This is a genomic window from Desulfocastanea catecholica, from assembly GCF_054657295.1.
Genome location: NZ_BAAHYZ010000013.1, coordinates 73,466 through 92,427, shown reverse-complemented (window position 1 = coordinate 92,427; position 18,962 = coordinate 73,466). Strand labels below are relative to the sequence as shown.

Genomic DNA, 18,962 nt, shown 5'->3' with positions numbered 1-18,962 from the left:
GCAGTGAGGGTCAACTTTACCTACTTTATCGATTGAGGGGCTTTGGGAATTACTGGCCGGAGACGTCTTTCTGCTTCTCCCCAGGCGGCGTAACCAGGACATTGGTGTTGACATCCAGATCCTTTTCCGCCTGTTCCATGAGCTGCATCGCCGGACCTGCTTTTCTGCCCGAGGTGTCGTTTGCTTTCCGGGGATACTCGGCAGACTGCTTAGTTTGTGATGCGGCACACCCGCCGAGCAGGATACAAAATATCAGTAATACAATGGCCTGTTTCCTCATGCAAGTGCCTCTTTTTATTGATCATGGCGCATCCCGACTATTTACTCTGGGCCACGACAATTTTTGACAGGGGATTGGAGGTAATGATGACATAGATGGCTGCCGGCTCTTCGTCTTTAACCGCTTCTTTTTTTTCATCATTCTCCGCCTCGGAACCCTGAAAGACCGGCACACTGCTGGAAAATTTAACTGTCGCCAGCACCTCCTTGCCGCCACTCTGCCTGGCCTGGTCAAAAAGTTCTTCAGAGATCCGGCCATCCTTATCAAAGGCCCAGTATATCAGTTTGTCATGGGCCATGGTGGTGGGTTCCTTGAACTGCATCATCAAATCCCCGACCATTTTTTTCACCTCTTCTCTAGTAGCTGCACCATTTTCCTTGTAGATGCCAATGATCCTATCGGTAGCAGTCTGGACCACGACAAACACCTCGCCATCCTGGAACTTATAGGTGCCTTCGAGGGCATTGGCGACCGGTTTTTCCCGGGCAACGGCCTTTTGCTCGTGCGTCAGGACCTGGCCAAGGACATAGCCGCCAAGGCCAAGCTGCAAGGCGGCCACTTCTCCACCAATGCGGACCATCGCCGCAGCACTGTCTTCGGCCGCTAGTTTGGCGGCAGGAGTAATGGCGAGCAATAATGCACAGAACAACATATACATATTTTTCATATCTCAATTTCATCCTGGATGAGAAAACACCCCGACACATGGGTGTATCGGGGTGCGTGTTACGTACAGCTTCCTTGGCCGAAAATTACCTACCTACTGCTTATAGCGCTCTTTCTGCTCCGCTTTGATGGCCTTCATGACATCGGCATCAAAACCTTCTTTATACCAGAGGTGCTCCGGCCTGGCGAGGACTTCCCCCACCACCTTTTCGTACTTCTCGGTCATGTTGTTTTTTTCAGCCAGATGCATAAGCTCCGGCAAGAACTTGAAGTAGAAATTATGCGCGACATCATACATACCGTGCCAATGGGTATAATCCGGTCCCATCATGGCCGCACCGTGGCGGGCGCGACGCCCCTCATGGTGCCACAGCTCCCACCAGAGCCAGCCGAGTTCGGTGTGGAAGTCGGAGCCGGCTATCAGGCCATCGGCCATGGCCATCTCGTACAGATTACCAGCCGGTTTGGCGAATTTCTCGTTGTAGGTAACGACAAGGGCGTCAAACTGGGTATAAAAGGAGTCAACCTTTTGCTTGCCATGACACTGTTTACAGACACCCTTCATGTTATCCCGGCGACCCTCCCAGCTCACCACCTGAACGGCTTCCTTTTCAACCGGAACATTTTTCCATTTCCCGTCAACCTGCTTGAATTCTTGATACTTGATCTCGGAGCCTGCCTGCGGCGGAATATCACCGGGGATATCCTTCTCGGTGCCGTCGGCAAAGATGGCTCTGTTCAGTCTTGCAGAAACTTTAGGACGCAGCGTCCAGGAAATTCTATCACCGACATTATGGGTATTCTGACTGACCGAACCGTCCGGTTTCTGATAAGAACCCAGATGGCAGGAAGCACAGGTCGGGGCATAGTAATAGTCTTTCCCCAGGACCCAGGAACCAGATTTCATGATATTCATGCCGTTCATGCCATGCTCACGGGAGGCCGAGTAATAGGCAATGCCGTGCTTGGATTCGTTATAGATCTCCATCTGCGGATGATCCGGGCCGAGATGGCACTTGCCGCAGTTCTCCGGTTGACGAGCGGTGGAAGCACGGAAACTGTGCTTGCCGTGACAGGCATTACAGGTTCCGGCATAACCATCCAGATTCAAGCGACCCACTCCCGAATTCGGATAGGTGGTCGGATCAAACATTACCGCACCGGCTTCGTTTTTCAGCGTTGCGCCATCGGCGCCGGTCTGCACGGCAAGAATGGAACCGTGGCACTGCCAGCAGCCGTTTACCGCATCGGCTTTGTCTTCCATCGAACAAACAATTTCACCGAGCACATTGTCCAGGGAAGCCATGATTCGACCGGCAGCGGCATGATGCGAGTTCTGCTGTTCTTTCATTTCCCGTTCATGACAGAAACCACAGTCCTTCGGCGTCTGGATTGTCTTGATGAATTCCCCCTCGTGCATGTAGCCGGTTATGTCGCCTTCCTCCGCTGCGTGACAGTTATAACAGGAGATTGAGCCATCTCTTGCCGCGGCATGGGGAGAATTTTTCCATTGCTGTACTAAGGAATTGTTCTCTTTGAGATGGCAGTTGACACATTTCACGTTGGCCTGCATGTTCTTCTCGTTCATCGCATCCATCGAAGCCTTGGTCGTGGCAAAGGCAGGGATTGCAACAAACAGTCCCAAAATTGCCAGAAAAAGCACTGTACTCCACCGTTGCATATTCATCTCCTCCATATAAAATTAAATTTCTCATTTGCCGAAAACACCGACCCCCAAACCTGTACCTACGCCCCTTTGTCCACCCTCCTTTTCTGGGATTCATCTTCATAGCTGCTTAGGAGCCGTCACGAAATAACCCGGCCATTTATATCCATTTCGTTACGGATCCTTATGGCGTTCCGAGCATTCTTCCGAGCATGTTATTTTTTTGACAACGCCTCAGCGTGCAAACACTAAATTGGTGAATCAATTAATCAATTGCCCGATGCATCGGCAACCTCTTCACTCACCCAGAACGGGAAAATTTTCCCGAGAATAAACAGGATCACCAGCGGGGCAATCACGATGCAGAGAGCGGCGAGAATACCTTCCCTGCCGAGCCACTCGGGGATGAACTCCACCTGGCCTCTGGTACTGTTGGACATCAATTGTCCTCCGATGACCACGTTCCAGCGCATGAGCAAAACCTGGGCAAGTATCATCAAAGACGCTATTGGTGCAAAAAACAGAATGACCTGGTCCTTGAATTTAAACAGACAGAGTGCCCCGAGCAGGAAAAAGGGGATGACCGAAAAAATCTTCACCTGGTACAGCCAATACGTGTTGTACAGTGGTCCCCAAAGCAGGTTTTCCAGGACATGCCAGTGATGTGTACTCATATAAAAATGGCTGAACACCTCAAGCATCTCAAAGACAAAATCAAGAATAAAAAAACCCCAGAGAAATTTGAGCGAGGTGCGGATACAGTCAACATCGATGTGTTTTCCGGTAAATTTTTTAATAAGAATATAGAAAAAAATAATCCCGGCTATGCCCGAGACGCAGGCGGACAGCAGAAAGATCACCGGCATGAGCGGCGTGGCCCAGAGCGGATTGGCCTTGATTCCACCAAAGATAAAGCCAACATAGCCGTGGAGAATGCAGGCCATGGGGATGCCGATGGCGGCTAAAAAGTTGATGATTTTATGATCGAGCTGCAGCGCTTTCTCGGACAGATTATCGTTGTAAAAGGCGAGAAAGCGATACAGCTGCTGTTTCCAGCCGGAGGAATTTTTCCACAGACCGACCATCGTCGGCCGATAGATAAACAGTATTTCATGCAGCAGCAGGATAAAATAGGCGGAGTAGATATAGCCGAAACCCGCCATGGCCGAGGTGGGATTCGGCGTCAGCAGCATACTGAAGGAGCGCTCCGGATGGCCGAGATGCAGCAAAAGCGGCCAGGTGGCGCAGGCCAGAAAGGCCAGGGCAAAGACCAGGGAAAATCGGGAGATAGGTCTGAGCTGTTTTATACCAAAGACGTGATAGAGCGACGAGACGATAAAGGCGCCGGCCACTATCCCGGTAATATACGGATACAACACAATCATCAGGCTCCAGTGCACGTGGAAATCGTTGGGAAAGACATAGTTGCTCAAGGCCGAAATTGTATCACCATGCTGTGTGACAGCGCTCATTAGACCACCTCCCTTCGCAGCCCGACATAATGCAGGGCCGGTTTATTCCCCATATCAGGCTTCAATACGGAAATAACATGCGGTTCATGGAGAATTTTCCAGATCTCGGAATTTTTATCGGCGAGATCACCGAACTTGCGGGCATGAACCGGACAGACTTCAACACAGGCGGGCAGCAGCCCCTTGCGCACCCGATGGTAACACCAGGTACATTTTTCCGCGGTTCTGGTAATGGGATTCATAAAACGCACGGAATAGGGACAGGCCTGGATACAATACGAGCAGCCAACACAGCGGGTTTTATCGATCAGGATAAAGCCATCCTCGGTTTTATAGGTCGCGCCGACCGGACACACCTGTACACAGGACGGCTTTTCACACATATTGCACAGCTTGGGCACAAAGAAGGTATCCCGGGTTGGATGGGGCAAACCTTCTCGCTTTGTGGTGTATCCACCGAGGCCGCCGTCGGGGGAATCGACATAGACATTGTCCTGGTCATCGATGATGTAGCGCTCGACCCAGGTTCGATAGTAGCCGTCGGGCACATTATATTCCGCCTTGTCGGCAATACAGCAGGAACCGCAGCCGATGCAGGCGGTGATATCAACGACAAAGGCAAATTGTTTGTGGGTAAAGACACTGTCATCGTCGCGCATGCCGGGAATCTGCTCGATGAGTTCTTCGGCTCTTGCTGGAATGACAAGGAGCAGCGAACCGGCAATTGTCCCACCAAGCACCTTCTTGATGAAGCCGCGTCGATCCTGTTCTATCAGTTTTTTTATGTCCTTCATTGTTACATGGCCTCCTTAATACCAATCATTTCTTTTGCCTGATTGATCCAAAGAAGCGGATCATGAACCATGTGGCACTGGTCACAGCTATGATCAAGCTGCACCTTCTTCTCTTCGAGATGTTCCGGAAAGCCGACCACCTTGATCGATTGGCGAGGTCGCGCCTGAATGATCTTGTTATGGCAACGCAGACAAAGCGGGATGATATCCTGGCCACGCTGCACCGGCAGTGTGCCGATTTTCTTGCCATTGTCTATATGATCCGCGTAGGGGCCATGACAGATTTCACAGGACACCGTCTTATGCACCCCTGCTTTATGAATGGTCCGAATAGGCTTATGACATTGAAAACAGGACTCATTGGTCTGCAGCCTGACGGGAATATTTTTCTGATCGTCAATATCGGCGCCTCGGTAATGCCCGTACTGTCCCATGCTTTCAGGTGTGAAGACCTGCCGGACAATGAATGCGGCAAGCCCGACAACGACCAGAGCAATGATCAATTTGATCAAATGGGAGTTGTAGTTCGATCTCGACTCCTTTTGCACTGAAGACCTCCTTAAAGTTTGAATCTTCCGGGGCAAGAGCAGCACGCCATATTGTCTGTCGTTCTCCTCTTTTCTTCTCCTCCGTGCAGCTACCCAACATTCTTTGCAAATTTGAGTCCATAAAAAATAAAAGCTTAATTCCAATTACATACCAGGAACGACTCGCTCATCTGCTACCGAGAGGTAACAGAACACACAACATATGCTACCGGTTGGTAACATGGCAACGGCAGCATGCTATTTCCGCTCCCAGCTGAAGCTGAGGGCGTCATGGCGACAGCTATCCACACACTCGCCGCAGTTCCAGCAATAGGCCGAGGTTCCTTCGCCGATATGCGGCAATAAACCCATGGGACAGGCCTTTGCACATCTGCCGCACTGGGTACAGCGGGCCGGCTCAACGTGCACCCGAAGACTCCTCTTCTTGCCCAGAAAGGCAAGCAGCCCGCCAAGGGGACAAAAAGACCGGCAATAGCACCTGCGGGTGACCAATTCCAGCGCCACAATGAGCAGGATAATCAGGCCTTCGATGGCAAATTTTTTAAAAAAGACCAGCATCATTATTTCGCGACCGACCAGGCCCGGCGGGGAAAGAAAGACAAACAGCGGTGCCCCGAGCACCAGGCTGAGGATCAGCTCGCCAATCAGGGTAAACCAGAGCACTTTTTTCGCGACAAGTAACTTGTTTTGCAGGAATTTACGCCGTTCGACGGCCTTCCTCACCCTGTCGAACAGCTCGAGGATAAAACTTATCGGGCACACCCAGGAACAAAAGACCCGGCCGAGAAAAAGAGCGATCATCACCGGAATCGCCATGCCGATAAGTGACGGCAAGGAGACCGATTTGGCAATGAGCATGCTTTCCAGGCCTTCCAGAGGCGAGACAAACCACAGGCTGCCAAGCCCAAAAGACTGGTACCAGCCCTGAATGAAATTGAACTGCAGAAAGTAGTTCAAGAAAGGATTGATGAGGATAAGCAGGAAGGCCCCGCTAAGCACAGCCAGCCGCCACCGGCCATAGACTGCCTTCCCTGCTCCGGAGACCATTGTTCCCTGGCCACCCTTTTCTTCCTCGGCCGTTTTCACCCGGTCACCTTTTCCCCGGCATACAGGGGCTCGATATTGACGGCTTTCCGCCCCCCGGCAACAGTTACCGGGCAGGCGTTGGTGCACAGACCGCAGCCGGTGCAGGCGGTCTCGTCGATCACCGGTCGCAGCTGGTCAAGACGGATCGCCTTTTGGGCATAAGGACATTTGTCGTAACAGGTTCGGCAGAGTATGGTGCCGATCCAGGCAGCACAATGAAAACGATTGATAACCGCCACTCCCATGCGGGTATCTTCCTGCCTTATCCGCCGCAGACTGCCGGTCGGGCAGACATCGACGCATTTCATACACAGATAACAGGGTATCTTTTCCGCTTCAACGAGCGGCGTCCCGGCATGAATGCCGGCGCGGATATCCAGCATGATAATGGACCGGTACGGGCAGACCTCGACACACCGCCCACAGCGAATACACTTGGCCGGAAAAATCTCTTCGGGGACAGCTCCCGGCGGCCGCAGCCGGTTGACGGCAACCGGGCTTTGCAGCAACCGCGCTCCGGCGGACTGCGGAAAAAGGGGCAGGCAGGTAAGGCCTGCCCCGAGAAGCTTGAGAAACGAGCGGCGTTTCACACGCACTGTCCTTTAAAGGTTTACGGGTTTACCGGTTTACGAAAGCCAAACGGCTTGGCCAATTTTTCTCCTTCGGCCATGCGTTGCGCCTCATCTTCGGTGTTCAGATAGGTCAGGCCGACATGCAGGACATTGGTGTCCTTGTTGATCCGATCAATAATTTTTTCCATATCTTCCGAAGAGCTGGTCTCCAGAACGGCGACAATGTGGCCTCTGGCATCATCGCCGTGCACTTCAATCTCGGAGATGGCGGCCAGGCCTCGTAAAACCTCCTTCGTATGATCGGGTCGACTGGTGATGACAACGCCACTGATCGGCATAACACCTCCTGTAAATGGTTTCACCTCGGCTAGACAAAATAGGGCTTGAGCGGTTTCGGCCCGGATACCCGTTTCACCTGCACTGCACAGATCTTGAATTCCGGTTCCTTCGAGGCCGGATCAATAGCATCCTTGGTTACCTTGTTGATCATGCGATCAGGATGCTGATCATGCCAGTAGGCAAAGACCATGCCTTCGACCGGGCCTTCATACACCTTCGCCGGCAGGAGATTGACCCCGCGCCGTGACTTTATTTCCACCATGTCGCCCGGTTTGATGCCGAGCCGCTCGGCATCCTTTGGGTTAACCTCTATATAGGCATACGGATTGGCTCGAAGCAGCTCAGGGATACGACCGGTCATCGACATGGTATGCCAGTGATCGATGATCCTGCCGGTGGACAGATAGAACGGATATTCGGCGTCGGGTATCTCTTCGGGATCCGCCTGTTCGCGCAGCCAGATCCACAGGGTGCGATCATCATGTGCCGGGCCGTAGAACTGGTAGGGCAGATCATTTTTCGATTCGCTGCTGGCCATCGGATCACGGCCTTTGACGAATTTCTTCACCGTACCGCCGGTAAGGGCATATTCCTCGGTCGGTGCGGGCCACTGCACGCCGTCGGCCATCTGCTCGAGCACGGCATAGGTTGCACCACGCAGATCGTTGTCCCGGTTGGCCGTCAGTTTCTGGGTATATTCGTCCCAGATAGCCTTGGGTAATGCGTAGCCTTCTTCCAGCCCTGCAAAGGGCTTGATACACTGGGCAATGACCGGATCGTTCATCTTTTCCGCCAGTTTGCCGGCCCATTCCCGGACAATCCACACCTCTGGCCTGGCATCGCCGGGGGGATCGATGGCCTTTTTCGTCAACTGGGACCGCCGCTCGGTACAGCCATAGACGCCGCTCTTCTCGAAGTGGAACGCGGTCGGCAGCACCAGATTGGCCTTCTGCGTCGTCAGCGTGTGAAAGATATCGGTGCAGACGATGAAGACATCTTCCCGGTCCAGCCCTTTATTATACAGATTGCAGTTGGGCAGACTCTGCACGGGGCTGGTGCAGTTGACCCAGACGGCCTTGATCTTCCCTTCGTTTATCGCGGAAAACATGGCCATGGTATGCAGGCCCGGTTTTTCCGGAATACGCCCGACCGGAACCCCCCAGGCGGCCTCCACCTGCCGCCGCATCGCCTCCTTCTCCACCGGCCGGTGCCCCGGCAAAATATGGCAAAGACCACCGCCCTCACGGACACCGCCGCAGGCGTTGGGCTGACCGGTGAGGGAAAGACTGTCCGCCCCGTCTTTGAGTAACTGGCCGGTAAGGATATGCAGGTTATGCATCAGGTTATTGGCCCACACCCCATGTTTACGCTGATTAAGCCCCATCGTCCACAAGCTGACCGTGCCTTTGGAGGTGGCAAACCATCTGGCGATGGTCCTGATATCATCCGGCTTGAAGCTTCCACCGCATATCTTTGCCGCCTCTTCTGGGGTATACCTGGCCAGCTGCGCCTTGAAATCCTCCAGAGTGGTCTGCTCCGCCTTCCCTTTTCGAAAGGTGGCGTAGTTTTTTATGAACCCTTCATCGTAGAGCTTTTCCTCCAGGATGACCAAGGCCATGGCGTTGAGCAGGGCCAGATCGGTTCCCGGCTTGAACTGCAGATGGATATCGGCAATCCTCGAGGTCTGAGAAATCCGCGGATCAATATTTATGACCTTGACGGTATCGGGATTATCGAGTTTTCGGCGCATGATCCGGCGAAACAGCACCGGATGGGCTTCGGCGGTATTCGAGCCGACAATAAAGAAGCAGTGGGCTTTTTCCAGATCGGCATAACCGCCGATGGGCTCATCCGCCCCAAAGGAAGTCAGATACCCGCCGACGGCACTGGCCATGCACAGCCTGGGATTTCCTTCGACATTATTTGACTGCAGGCCGCCACGCATGATCTTCTGAAACAGGTAGGTCTCTTCGGTCAGCGACTGGCCGGATCCATAATAGGCGACGGCCTCTCCGCCACCGGCCTTGTGGGCTGCCACAAATTGCTCGGCGGCGATATCAAGCGCCTTCTCCCAGGATATTTCCTTGAATTTCTCGGTCTTCTTCTCCCGGTACAGCGGCTTTGTCAAACGATCCGGATGACGCATGCACTTCCAGAAATGCATGCCCTTCATGCAGACATAGCCGAAATTGGTCCGCGACTCGGCAACGCCGCGCAGGCCCATGGGCACGCCGTCCTTGACGCCCAGTTCAACCCGGCAGCCCACACCGCAGAGGCGGCAGCTGCCCCGGTGCCATGCGATACCGTCATCAGCCCTTGCCAGATTGATTTTGTCAATCGGCAGACTCATACCCACATAGGACGCGGCCGAAAGAGCAGCCGCTTTCTTGATAAAATCACGTCTCGTCTGTGCCATTATATTCTCCTTGCTCTCTGTCGGTTCAAGTAGTTATCTATTTTTTTTCCTTGAATGAATGGGGTATATGACACTCCCAGCATGGTTTATCCGCTGCACATTTCTCAAGCATGTCGGCATGACAGGATCCGCAGTTCTGCCTGCTTGGGGTGACGACAAAAGTTTCAAAGGTGCCGTGACACTGGTAACATTTGACCATGGCGATACCGTGCACCGAGTCGTACCACTCCTTTACAATCTCCGGAGTTGCTTCCTGGTGGCAGGCAGCACAGTCGACCAGCATCTCCTGCTCCGACAGTTCCGGATGGACCGCTTCTGCTGTATCGGAGGCCATAACCGACGCGGTCAGCAAGACCATCCCCAGTAGGCCCAATACACAACCGGCAAAATGTACTCCTTTCATTTTCTTCACCATGCTTCCTCCTTTCAAAGGTTTCTGTACCAATCTTTTTCCTCTCCGAGGACCATATAGAATCGCGCAGCTTCTGACAGCTGAAGAAAAAGCGGCAAGGGAGAGAGAAAAGCAAATTTCGCCTTATCAGGTAGATATTGCAAACGCCGTACCAGTAATATAGCGACAGGATTTCAACAGCTTAGCAGCAGCACTCACCGTTCATGCTACCGCCAGGTAACACGACACCCTGCCTTGCGCTACCCGCCGGTAACACATCCAGGCATGAGCTATCGGCAGGAAGACTGCTTTTACAAAAAAACAATCTCGACAACTGAAAACCTTGGGCCTTTCCTCCAGGCACAAACTCATTTATAGTGGAGAGGATCGCCTGGAGCGAAAATTGCTGACAAAAGCGTAAGCGAAAGATCTGTACAGTGACTCAATGAGCACAATACGGCTGTTTGGTTTGCATTCCAGAGAGGATACGCCGACATGAACTGGAGTTTTCCTGCACACATCTCCCTAAGAACCAAATTTATCATTTTCATTGGGGCAATTATCTCGGCATTTTATTTATTCATGCTCTATCGCACCTCGGCGTTCGATGAAAAAATGATCCTCAAACAGGCAGAGCAGCAGGCGCGCATGCTGTACAAACAGATTCTGCTTACCCGGCAATGGGCCGCGGATCACAACGGCCTGTTTGTTCTGAAAAAAAAAGGCGTTGAAGCCAACCCTTTCCTCGATTTGCCAACGGTAACCGACGCCCTGGGACAGACCTATTTCCTGCGCAATCCGGCGATGATCACCCGCGAACTCTCCTCCTACGCCAAACGGGATGGGCTTGGCTATTTTCGCGTCACCAGTCTCGATCCGGTAAATCCGCAGAACGCGCCGGACCGGTTTGAAAAATCATCCCTTCTGGCCTTTGCCCATGGCACCACGGAGGTCATTGCCGTTGATGATTCGGATATGGGCCGCGTCGTTCGATTCATCGCCCCTTTGCTGGTGACCGAATCCTGTCTCGGCTGCCATGCCCGGCACGGCTATGGCGAAGGCGATATCCGCGGCGGTCTCTCCATCAGCATCCCGATCAGCTGGGCCGATGATCTTATCAGGAGAAACATACACACCCTTATCCTGATAGGTGTGGCGAGCGTTTTCTTTGTTACGGTGGCCCTCTTTCTCATGTTTGAATCCCTGATCGTGCACCGCATAACCCGGCTGACCCAGGCGATGGACAGTTTCCCGGAGGATCCGCCGGAAGACTATTTGCTGCCTTCTGTCTTCAGGGACGAGCTGGACAGTGTCAGTGACAACTTCGTGCTCTTTTGCGACCGCCTGAAAAAATCCCAGGAAGAACTGCTACAAACAAGAGGCCAGGCCCATTTAAGCGAAAAAATGGCCTCGCTCGGTATCCTCTCGGCGGGAATAGCCCACGAGGTGAACAATCCTCTGGGCGGCATGCTCAACTGTGTTAAATCCATGCGGGAGAATCCGGACGACCGTGAACTGACCGAGCGCTATCTGCCCCTTCTCGACAAAGGACTGCGACAGATTGAAATGACCATGCGGCAGCTGCTCAATTTCGGCAGGACCGAACCGCTGAAGGCAAGGGAAATCGACCTGCGCGTTCTTTTCAGCGAGTGCACACAGCTTCTTTCCTATAAGCTGAAAAATATCCAGCTCGAGACAAACATTGCCGTATCGACCGATCACCGGGTCGATGCCGAAGCGCTCAAACAAATCATCATCAATATCGGACTGAATGCTATTCAGGCTATGCAGGACGGCGGGAAACTGACCATTGAATGCCGGGAACAGGGCGAGGAGCTGGTTTTAACCTTTCGCGACACGGGGCATGGGATAACCAAAGCAAATCTGCCGCATATTTTTGATCCTTTTTTCACGACAAAAGGCGTTGGAGAGGGAACCGGACTGGGGCTTGCCGTCACCTATTCCCTGGTGCAACGGATGGACGGAAAAATCACCGTGAACAGCAGGCTTGGCGTGGGAACCCTCTTCACCATAACCATTCCGATACAAATTTAAGAGAGAACACCATGCCGAAAATACTGCTCGCCGAAGATGATGAAATCATGCGGATTTCCATATACGACAAGCTGAAAAAACACGGGTGGCACGTCGATGAAGCTGAAGACGGTCTGAAGGCAATGGCGCTGTTTGAAAGACACCAGTATCACCTGATAATATCCGATATCCGCATGCCCGGCCTCGACGGCCTGACCCTGCTGCAGAATGTGCACCGGCAGAGCCCGGATACCGACGTGATTATCATGACCGCCTACGGCTCGGTTGACGACGCCATTGACTGTTTGCGCAAAGGGGCAGCCGACTATATACTCAAGCCGTTTGATCTCGACGATCTGATCATCCGGGTCACCCGTCTTTTTAAAACCCAGGCGGTCAAGGCAAAATACGAAGCCCTTGAAGCCACCTGTCAACATGAACACGGCCGCAGGCTGTTCGGGAAATCCCCGGCGATGCAGAAGGTCTATTCGCTCATCGAACAGGCGGCGCCGACCAATGCAACTATTCTTATCACCGGCGAATCGGGCACGGGCAAAGAGCTTGCCGCCCGGGCAATTCATAAGGCCAGCCAGAGGCATGACAAACCCTTTGTTTCGATAAACTGCGCCGCCATTCCGGAGGGGCTGATGGAATCCGAGCTCTTCGGCCATGAACGGGGCGCCTTTACCGGTGCCGATCAAAAAAGAAAAGGAAAATTCGAACTGGCCGATAACGGTACCCTGCTCCTCGATGAGCTGGGCGAGATGCCCGGGCCGCTCCAGGCAAAATTGCTCCGCGTCCTGCAGGAAAGTCAGTTCGAAAGGGTCGGCGGCAGCAAAAGCGTCAATGTTGATGTGCGCATAATTGCCTGTACCTCAAAAGATCTGCAGAGAGAAGTTCTGGCCGGCAATTTCCGCCAGGATCTTCTCTACCGCCTGCAGGTCATTCCTCTGAAAATGCCGCCACTCCGGGAGCATAAGGAAGATATCGAGGAACTCTGTCAGGTATTTCTCTCTGAATGTAACACCTTGCATGGCCGGTCGGCGCACATCACCGCCGAGGCGATAAACTGCCTCAAACAGTACGATTTTCCTGGCAACGCCCGAGAATTGCGCAACTTGATAGAAAGGGCGTCCGTCCTCAGCCGGGGGCCGGAAATCACCCCGGCCGACCTGCCCACCGAGCTCAATCAACACGCAATACAGCAGGAATCGGATCTCAATCTCAGTCAGCAGCTGGCCACCGTCGAAAAGAACTGCCTGAAAAAAGCCCTCAGCCACAGTGGCGGAAACCGCACCGAAGCGGCGCGCCTGCTCGGTATCAGCAGAAAAAATCTGTGGGAAAAACTCAAGTCGTACGGATTGCAATAACCGTCACCGGCCTTTCAACGCAGACTTAGCCCTTGTTCAGAGTCCGTAACTTGAACATGACCGTGGCCAGCGGCGGCAATACCAGCGACAGCGATTGCGGATGCCCGTGCACCGATATCGGCTCGGTGGCCTGCCCGCCATTATTGCCCACGTTACTTCCCCAGTAGTAATCGGAATCACTGTTGAAAATCTCCTGATAATAACCGGGCTCCGGTACGCCGATCCGATAACCGTGCCAGGGAACCGGGGTAAAGTTCGAGACAATGACGAGGAATGCGTTGCTGGATTTAGCTTTACGCATAAAAGACAGGACGCTGTTATCCGTGTCGTTGGCGTCGATCCATTGAAAACCACTCTCGGTAAAATCATTTTCATGGAGAGCCGGTTCGTTTTGATAGAGTTTATTCAAATCCTGAACCGTTCGCTGCAGCCCCAGGTGATTGGGGGCCTGCAGCGCAGCCCATTCAAGACTGCTGTCGAAGTTCCATTCCTGCCACTGACCGAATTCACATCCCATGAACATGAGCTTTTTCCCGGGGTGGGCCCACATGAAGCCGTAGTACGCCCGCAGGTTGGCAAATTTCTGCCACTCGTCCCCGGCCATTTTGTTCAGCAGCGAGCCCTTACCGTGCACTACCTCGTCGTGGGACAGCGGCAGGATGAAGTTTTCATTGAAGGCATAGAGCAGACCGAAGGTCATGTCATTCTGGTGATATTTGCGATGGATCGGATCCTTGCGCATATAGCCGAGGGTATCGTGCATCCAGCCCATATTCCACTTGAGACTGAAGCCGAGGCCGCCGGTATAGGTCGGCCGGGAGACCATCGGCCAGGAGGTCGACTCCTCGGCCATGGTCAAGACACCCGGGAAGACGCCGTGGACGACCTCGTTCATTTTGCGCAGAAAGCTGATCGCTTCGAGGTTTTCCCGGCCGCCGTAGCGGTTCGGCAGCCACTGTCCCTCTTGCCGCGAGTAATCGAGGTACAGCATCGAGGCCACCGCGTCGACACGCAGGCCATCAAAATGGTATTTGTCGATCCAGAACAAGGCGTTGGAAATAAGAAAGGCCCGGACCTCGTTGCGCCCGTAGTTGAAGATCATCGTCCCCCAATCCTGGTGCTCTCCCTGCCGGGGATCGGTGTGGGCGTAGAGATGGGTGCCGTCAAAAAAATTCAGGCCGGCGCCATCTTTCGGAAAATGGGCGGGGACCCAATCGAGAATAACCGCCAGCCCGTGCCGGTGGCACTGGTCGATGAAATACATCAGCTCTTCCGGCGTGCCAAAACGGCTGGTGGGGGCGTAAAAGCCCAGTACCTGATAGCCCCAGGAGGCATCAAAAGGATATTCGGTGATGGGCAGCAGTTCGAGATGGGTGTAGCCCATCTCCACCACGTAGGGGATGAGTTGATCGGCAAGTTCACGATAGTTCAGATAGCGGGAGCCCCATTTTTCATCCGGCACCCTACGCCAGGAGCTCAAATGTACTTCATAAATGGAGATCGGCCGATCCAGGGCCTGTTGGCTGGCCCGACGCTTGAGCCAGTCCGCATCCGACCATTGATAGCGGTCCAGATCGGCCACCACGGAGGCGGTATTGGGGCGCAGCTCCATGGCAAAACCGTAGGGGTCGGCCTTTTCGAAACTCTCGCCCGCCTGGCTGACGACGCGGTACTTGTAAACGGTAAATTCTTCCAGCCCCGGCACAAACAGGGTCCAGATGCCGCTGTTGCTGGAGGCAAGGAGGTGACTCGCCCCATGCCAACCATTAAAATCGCCCATCAGGTACACCTCGCGGGCATTGGGCGCCCACACGGCAAAATGCACCCCTTTTTCACCGTTCATCTCCACCAGATGTGCGCCCATTTTTTCGTAGGTCCGCTCGTGGCTTCCTTCACCGATGAGGTATTGATCAAAGTCGCTTAAAATGGTTGTCGCATGCATGGGGTTCTCCTTCTGGTCGAGCGTGGGGGTAAAAAAAGTCTTACGGACGGCAAGGTTCGTTACTTGCCTGGAGCGGCCAAGCTCTGCCGCATGGCCTCGAAGAGAATCACCGCTGCGGCAACGGAACTATTCAAGGAATCAAGACTGCCGACCATGGGGATAGAGAGCAGCACATCGCATTCTTTTTTCACCAGCGGCCGGATGCCCTTCCCTTCGCTGCCAACGACCAGACAGGCGGGCACCGTCAAATCCGTCTGATAGAGGGAATGGGCGTCGGCATCTTTTACCGCGCCAAAGATCCACAACCCAGCTTTTTTCAAATCCTTCAGAGCACTCACCAGATTGGTGACCTGGCAGATATCAAGGTGCGACATGGCTCCGGCGGATGACTTTGCCGCCGTCCCGCCGAGCGGTGCCGAACGTTCCCGGGTGACCAGAACACCGGCTGCACCGGAGGCCAGTGCGGAACGGATTATTGCCCCGAGGTTATGCGGGTCCTGCAGGGAGTCGCAGACCATCAGACGGACATTTTCACCGTCGGCGATACGGCCCTTCAGCTTCTCCACCAGGTCATCAAAGGCGATCAGCGGTGTTCCGCTGATTCGGGCAACAACCCCCTGATGTCGCACCTGCTCACTCCCTTCACCGGTTATACGCAACGATTCGACAAAGGTGAGTTTGACACTGTGTTGCCGGGCCTTTTCGATAATCGCTTCGATCTTCCCTCCCCGCCGGTCCTTCTGCAGGATGATTTCCGTAAATCGATCGGGCTCTTTCTCCAGACCCTCGAAGACTGGATGCACGCCCCACAGCAGATCTTCACTGAGGCGAATACTTTTTTCTCCCGACGGTTTGGCTCCCGCGCCCTGTTTTTTCATGAGATCACTCGCTCGCTGATAGGTTTGCCGGATGGCCGCCGATGGCCCCTGGCCCGTTCCGCCAGAATGATGGCCGTCAGAAGATTGGTTGCCTCATCAAGGGTATCGTTGATAATCAAATATTCATAGGCGGCGGCGGCCCGTATCTCGGTTGCCGCATTCTTCAGCCGCAACCTGACCGTTTCCTCACTCTCCGTTCCTCGGCCGCGGAGCCTTTTTTCAAGTTCATCCAGATTCGGCGGCGAAATGAAGATATGTGTTGCCTCCGGTCGTCCTCTCCGGCGCAAGATAGACGCGCCCTGGACATCGATATCAAGGATAACGTCCAGGCCGTCGTCCAGCTGGACACCTATGGCATCAGTACTTGTTCCGTAAAGGTTGCCATGTACCTCGGCGTATTCCAGAAACGCCTGCCTTTGGATCATCGCTGAAAACTCGTCACGGGACACAAAATAGTAATCAACACCATGCTTTTCCCCCGGTCGAGGCGCACGGGTCGTATGCGAGATAGAAAAGACCAATCCGGGAGTATCGGCCATTACCCGTTTAAGCATGGTGGTCTTGCCGGCACCGGACGGCGCGGAGATGACAAACAATCTACCTGCGGTCATAGCGACTCCTAGGATTTTGCTTTTTGCTGTTCAACATGTGCAGCCAGATTATGCTCAAGCTGGAGGGCCTGCATTCTCTGACTGATTGTATCAGGCTGTACGGAAGAGAGAATGATATGGTTTGATTCCATGACAAGAATTGATCTCGTTCGTCTGCCTTCGGTCACATCTACCAGCCGGCCTTCCATCTTCGCCACCTCTTTCAACTTGCGGGCCGGGGAAGAGCCGGTGTTAATGACAGCAACTATTTTTTCTACAATTACGGTATTGCCGAAGCCGATGTTCAATAACTGCATAGCGCACCATGATTTTAAATGAGAACCTCACAGATCATTCCGGAGTCTGCGCTTACCTCTTGTTTATTCAATATTTTGCACCTGCTCGCGCATCTTTTCCAGCTCACTCTTCAAATCGACAGTAAGATGGGCCACCGTCGCGTCGTTTATCTTCGACGCCAGGGTATTCACCTCGCGCAGGAATTCCTGAATGAGAAAATCAAGCTTACGCCCAATACCGTTTCCTTCCGCAAGAAACAGGGTAAACTGACTGATATGGCAGCGCAATCGAACGATTTCTTCGGTGACATCGGTTTTATCGGCCATCACCGCGATTTCCTGGGCTAAACGGGCCGGATCAAGCTGAACGTTTGTCAACAGTTTGTCAAGCCGTTCCTGCAGGTTTCTCTGCCGCTGTTCCAGCAATTCCGGGATACTTTTCTCAATGCCGGCGATGGTTTTTTCAAAAAAGGTTAACCGGCCGAGAAGATCCGCGGTTAACACCTCACCTTCCTGCGCCCTCATCGTATCACAACTTTCCAAAGCCGCGTCAATAATTTTTTCCACCAGCTGCCACACGACAGGCATATCTTCATCCTTCTGCTCCCGCACCAGAACCTCGGGATAGGCAGCGAGAAGCTGGGGGGTGATCGTGTTTTCCAGGCCAAATTCCTCGGACAGGGTTTGCAGGGCATCCCTATACCCGGCGGCCAGCGCCAGATTGACTTTCACCTCGTGGAGGTCGGAAAAATCACCGCTGACCGAAACAAGCAGGTCTACCCGGCCGCGTAAATGCGTCTCCGTCACCTTTTTACGAATTTTCTCCTCCAGACAGGCATAGCCCCGAGGAAGTTTCATTTTCAGATCAAGATACCTGTTGTTGACGCACCTGACTTCGGCAGTCCAAACCCGACCATCTTTTTCCAATTCTCCCCGGCCAAAACCGGTCATACTTTTTATAGCCACAATTTCTTCCTCTACGCAAACCGTAAAAACAACAAAACGATGTAGAAGGTTATCCCTCTACATCGTTTTGCCAACGATCTTATCAGTAAAACAAAGCATTCCAGAAAATTATTTTCCTGCTAATGCCCCATTCAGTTTCTTGATAATGACATCACTGATATCAATTTTTGGGTCAAAATAAACCACGCCGTTTTTAGAATCCATTATTGCGGTGTAGCCATTATCTTTACCATATTTGTTGACAACCGTTTCAAGAGCTTTGAGAATCGGCTCAAGTTCTTTATCCTGCAGGCTTTTCATCTCAAAACGGGCATCTTCGGTCTTGGCCTGAAGTTCCCTGCCGCTTTTTTGAAATTCCCGAACCTTCTCATTCTTTTTCTCTTCACTCCAGGCAGAGCTTTTTTTCTTTATCTCTTCCTGCATTGCTTTGAGAGCGTTCTCTTCTGCCTTGAAGCTCGACTGAAGTGTCTTCATCTTCACGTCAAATCGGCTTTTTGCTGCCTTGCCCGCATCACATTCAATAATGATTTTCTGAACATTCATAATACCGATTTTCAGATCGGCGGAAAAGCAGCTGCCTGCAGCAAAACAGACCAACAAGAAGATCAAGCCGGCCAGCGATTTTTTTTGAGATACCATTGTGTACTCCGAAAGAT

At 53.0% G+C, this 18,962-nt stretch carries 19 protein-coding genes; 2 read left to right on the top strand and 17 right to left on the bottom strand.

Going from position 1 to position 18,962, the window contains the following annotated elements:
• Positions 1–49 precede the first annotated feature (49 nt).
• The 11 genes from ACYQ8U_RS13210 to ACYQ8U_RS13160 form a co-directional block, all read right to left on the bottom strand.
• A complete protein-coding gene (locus ACYQ8U_RS13210; RefSeq protein ID WP_459946018.1) occupies positions 50–280 on the bottom strand; it encodes a hypothetical protein in 231 nt (76 codons plus the stop codon).
• Positions 281–317: 37 nt separating this feature from the next.
• Positions 318–947, bottom strand: a complete 630-nt coding sequence (locus ACYQ8U_RS13205) for a hypothetical protein (protein ID WP_459946017.1) — start codon at positions 945–947, stop codon at positions 318–320.
• Between the two features lie 93 nt (positions 948–1,040).
• Positions 1,041–2,627: a multiheme c-type cytochrome gene (locus ACYQ8U_RS13200; RefSeq protein ID WP_459946016.1), complete on the bottom strand. Its 1,587-nt coding sequence runs from the start codon at positions 2,625–2,627 to the stop codon at positions 1,041–1,043.
• Positions 2,628–2,881: 254 nt separating this feature from the next.
• Positions 2,882–4,084 carry an NrfD/PsrC family molybdoenzyme membrane anchor subunit gene (nrfD, locus tag ACYQ8U_RS13195; RefSeq protein WP_459946015.1) on the bottom strand — a complete coding sequence of 401 codons (1,203 nt, stop codon included), beginning with the start codon at positions 4,082–4,084 and terminating at the stop codon, positions 2,882–2,884.
• Entirely contained in the window at positions 4,084–4,878 is a 795-nt protein-coding gene (locus tag ACYQ8U_RS13190; RefSeq protein ID WP_459946014.1) for a 4Fe-4S dicluster domain-containing protein, read from the bottom strand. Before ACYQ8U_RS13190 ends, nrfD begins: the two co-directional genes overlap by 1 nt.
• A gap of 2 nt (positions 4,879–4,880) precedes the next feature.
• Positions 4,881–5,426, bottom strand: a complete 546-nt coding sequence (locus ACYQ8U_RS13185; protein ID WP_459946013.1) for a hypothetical protein — start codon at positions 5,424–5,426, stop codon at positions 4,881–4,883.
• A 237-nt stretch (positions 5,427–5,663) separates the two neighbouring features.
• Entirely contained in the window at positions 5,664–6,512 is an 849-nt protein-coding gene (locus ACYQ8U_RS13180) for a 4Fe-4S binding protein (RefSeq protein WP_459946012.1), read from the bottom strand.
• Positions 6,509–7,102: a 4Fe-4S dicluster domain-containing protein gene (locus ACYQ8U_RS13175; RefSeq protein WP_459946011.1), complete on the bottom strand. Its 594-nt coding sequence runs from the start codon at positions 7,100–7,102 to the stop codon at positions 6,509–6,511. Before ACYQ8U_RS13175 ends, ACYQ8U_RS13180 begins: the two co-directional genes overlap by 4 nt.
• A gap of 20 nt (positions 7,103–7,122) precedes the next feature.
• On the bottom strand, positions 7,123–7,422 hold the full coding sequence (locus ACYQ8U_RS13170; protein WP_459946010.1) for a chaperone NapD: 300 nt from the start codon (positions 7,420–7,422) through the stop codon (positions 7,123–7,125).
• A 29-nt stretch (positions 7,423–7,451) separates the two neighbouring features.
• On the bottom strand, positions 7,452–9,839 hold the full coding sequence (locus ACYQ8U_RS13165; RefSeq protein ID WP_459946009.1) for a molybdopterin oxidoreductase family protein: 2,388 nt from the start codon (positions 9,837–9,839) through the stop codon (positions 7,452–7,454).
• Positions 9,840–9,876: 37 nt separating this feature from the next.
• A complete protein-coding gene (locus ACYQ8U_RS13160; protein WP_459946008.1) occupies positions 9,877–10,254 on the bottom strand; it encodes a cytochrome c3 family protein in 378 nt (125 codons plus the stop codon).
• 471 nt (positions 10,255–10,725) lie between these two features.
• Here ACYQ8U_RS13160 and ACYQ8U_RS13155 point away from each other — a divergent pair, with 471 nt between their 5' ends.
• Both ACYQ8U_RS13155 and ACYQ8U_RS13150 read left to right on the top strand, forming a co-directional pair.
• Positions 10,726–12,285: an ATP-binding protein gene (locus ACYQ8U_RS13155; protein ID WP_459946007.1), complete on the top strand. Its 1,560-nt coding sequence runs from the start codon at positions 10,726–10,728 to the stop codon at positions 12,283–12,285.
• Between the two features lie 11 nt (positions 12,286–12,296).
• Positions 12,297–13,634, top strand: coding sequence for a sigma-54-dependent transcriptional regulator (locus ACYQ8U_RS13150; protein WP_459946006.1), 1,338 nt, complete (start codon positions 12,297–12,299; stop codon positions 13,632–13,634).
• A gap of 25 nt (positions 13,635–13,659) precedes the next feature.
• On the opposite strand, the gene glgB is transcribed toward ACYQ8U_RS13150, so the two are convergent.
• The 6 genes from glgB to ACYQ8U_RS13120 form a co-directional block, all read right to left on the bottom strand.
• The gene (gene glgB / locus ACYQ8U_RS13145) at positions 13,660–15,576 is read right to left on the bottom strand and encodes a 1,4-alpha-glucan branching protein GlgB (RefSeq protein ID WP_459946005.1); all 1,917 of its coding nucleotides are present in this window, start codon (positions 15,574–15,576) and stop codon (positions 13,660–13,662) included.
• Between the two features lie 59 nt (positions 15,577–15,635).
• Entirely contained in the window at positions 15,636–16,454 is an 819-nt protein-coding gene (rlmB, locus tag ACYQ8U_RS13140) for a 23S rRNA (guanosine(2251)-2'-O)-methyltransferase RlmB (protein WP_459946004.1), read from the bottom strand.
• Positions 16,451–17,065, bottom strand: coding sequence for a guanylate kinase (gene gmk / locus ACYQ8U_RS13135; protein ID WP_459946003.1), 615 nt, complete (start codon positions 17,063–17,065; stop codon positions 16,451–16,453). The genes rlmB and gmk overlap by 4 nt, the downstream gene beginning before the upstream one ends.
• A gap of 8 nt (positions 17,066–17,073) precedes the next feature.
• Positions 17,074–17,361, bottom strand: a complete 288-nt coding sequence (locus ACYQ8U_RS13130) for an extracellular matrix/biofilm biosynthesis regulator RemA family protein (protein WP_459946002.1) — start codon at positions 17,359–17,361, stop codon at positions 17,074–17,076.
• A 63-nt stretch (positions 17,362–17,424) separates the two neighbouring features.
• Entirely contained in the window at positions 17,425–18,306 is an 882-nt protein-coding gene (locus ACYQ8U_RS13125) for a YicC/YloC family endoribonuclease (RefSeq protein WP_459946001.1), read from the bottom strand.
• A gap of 108 nt (positions 18,307–18,414) precedes the next feature.
• Entirely contained in the window at positions 18,415–18,945 is a 531-nt protein-coding gene (locus ACYQ8U_RS13120; RefSeq protein ID WP_459946000.1) for an OmpH/Skp family outer membrane protein, read from the bottom strand.
• Positions 18,946–18,962: the final 17 nt, after the last annotated feature.